The sequence below is a fragment of the Phytoactinopolyspora endophytica genome (assembly GCF_004138495.1).
Classification (GTDB): Bacteria; Actinomycetota; Actinomycetes; order Jiangellales; family Jiangellaceae; genus Phytoactinopolyspora; species Phytoactinopolyspora endophytica.
The window spans coordinates 221,214-222,966 of the sequence record NZ_ML142850.1; the positions used below are offsets into that span (position 1 = coordinate 221,214).

The following is a 1,753-nucleotide window of genomic DNA, read 5'->3' on the forward strand; positions in this document are numbered from 1 at the left end:
GCAGCGGTCCGCTGACGTTCTGGGAGCGTGCCGTGACCACCGCATTGGGCCCCGACTACTCGCTGGGCACGTCAACCGACCGGACAGGAAGGATCACCTGGTCACGACCGTCCAGCAGAGCATGACCTAGGCGGCTCCGGTGCGCCCGCACATCGCCCACCTCACAGCGCGGCGCGCCACCGCCGCCCGGCTGGTCGCCGTTTGACCAGAGCCGTTGAGGGTATGGCCGCAGCTACATGGTCGCGCTCCTCGCTCTGCACGCTGTGGTGGCCGTGGCAGTCTGGTGGCTGTCACGGCCAATAGGTGCAAGGGCGGCGTTGGTCGGTGCCGTCGCACCCGCCGCGACGCTCGGGTGGCTGCTGTACCGGACCCCGGACGTGCTCGACGGGCACGTGTTCACCGCGACTGTCACGTGGGCACCGTCGCTCAGCCTGGACGTGCCGCTTCGGCTGGACGGACTGGCGCTGCTCGCTGCGCTCGTCGTCGCGGCCGTCGGTGCGCTCGTCCTCCAGTACTCCCGGCACTACCTGGCCGGCCGCCACGAGGGGACGGCACGTCTGCTCGGCGTCTTGGTGCTGTTCGCCGGGTCGATGCTGGGCCTGGTCCTCGCTGACCACCTGCTCGCGCTGTACGTCTTCTGGGAGCTGACCACCGTCTGCTCCTTCCTGCTCATCGGCGCCGCGGACCGGGACAGCCGCCGGGCCGCGATGCAGGCCCTCGTCATCACCAGCGGCGGCGGCTTCGCCATGCTGCTCGGCCTGGTCATGCTCGGGCACAGCGCAGGCGACTACCGGATCTCCGCCATCATCGCCGAACCGCCGTCCGGACGGCTGGTCGAAGCGGCGCTGGTTCTGCTCATCGTCGGGGCAGTCGCCAAGTCCGCCCAGGTCCCGCTGACCAGCTGGCTTCCCGCCGCCATGGTGGCGCCCACCCCGGTCAGCGCCTACCTGCACGCCGCCGCGATGGTCAAAGCCGGCGTCTACCTCATCGCCAGGTTCGCGCCGGCCTTCGATACCGCGACCGTCTGGCGGCCGGTGGTGATCGGCGCCGGCCTGGTCACCCTGTTCGGCGCGGGCTGGTGGGCGGTGACCCAGCATGACCTCAAGCGACTGCTGGCCTTCGGCACCGCAAGCCAGCTGGGGCTGCTGTTCGTGCTACTCGGCGCCGGCACCCGGACGGCTGCCCTGGCCGGGGCGACGATGTTCCTCGCCCACGCCGCGTTCAAGTCCACCCTGTTCCTGGTCGTCGGCGCCGTCGAGCACCAGGCCGGCACGCGTGACCTGCGCGAGCTGTCCGGAGTACGGCACACAGCTCCCGGCATCGTCGCCGTCGCAGGTGTGGCCTGCGTGTCGATGGCAGGTCTGCCGCCGACGGTGGGTTACCTCGGCAAGGAAGCCGCCTACGAGGCCTTCGTGGAACCGTTCCCCGCAGGCGAGTGGATCCTCGCGGGCATGGTCGCCGGTTCGGCCCTCACCGTGGCCTACACCCTCCGCTTCATCGCCGCACTGCTGGTCGAACGGGGCGGAGGCCCTGTCCCGGCACGCCCGCCCGCCATCGGTTTCCTGGCCGCTCCCGCCCTCCTCAGCGGCGCCGGCCTCGCGCTCGGGCTCGTTCCCGCGCTGACCGACGACCTTGCGCGGTTGCATGCACACGCCCACACCGAGCCGGGCGAACCCGTCTACGAGCTGGCGCTCTGGCATGGCGCAACACCGGCTCTCGCCTTGTCGGTGCTGACCGTGCTTCTCGGCGTCGC

Annotated in this window: 1 protein-coding gene; it reads left to right on the top strand. The window is 71.1% G+C overall.

From position 1 onward, the window contains the following. Positions 1 to 317: 317 nt before the first annotated feature. On the top strand, positions 318 to 1,753 hold a 1,436-nt coding region (locus ELR45_RS04360; RefSeq protein WP_276320638.1), incomplete at its 3' end, for a proton-conducting transporter transmembrane domain-containing protein.